At 53.4% G+C, this 296-nt stretch carries 1 pseudogene; it reads right to left on the reverse strand.

Features of this window, described 5'->3' with window-relative positions:
* Positions 1-185, reverse strand: a pseudogene (locus ACNQQL_RS36195) (DDE-type integrase/transposase/recombinase); the annotation flags it as partial.
* Positions 186-296: the final 111 nt, after the last annotated feature.

The raw sequence follows: 296 nt of genomic DNA on the forward strand, positions 1-296 counted from the left end.
AGCGATTGATAGGCTAGCGCACAATATTGCGACCCGCGATCCGTGTGCTGAATCAGACCTGCAGGCGGTCGTCTGGTGGCAACGGCACGAAACAGGGCCTGCATGACTAGACGTTTTGTCATCCGTTCGCTCATCGCGTAACCGACGATTTCGCCGCTGTACAAGTCCTTCAGGCCGGCAAGATACTGTAGTGGTCTAATGAATCCGGACACTGATTTAGGCGAGAATGTTCGCCATGAAGAGGTGTCTGATGAGCAAGCAACGACGTACGTTTTCCCCGGAGTTCAAACAGCAAG

This window comes from Burkholderia sp. LFS061 (genome assembly GCF_047978125.1).
Taxonomy (GTDB): Bacteria; Pseudomonadota; Gammaproteobacteria; order Burkholderiales; family Burkholderiaceae; genus Burkholderia; species Burkholderia pyrrocinia_C.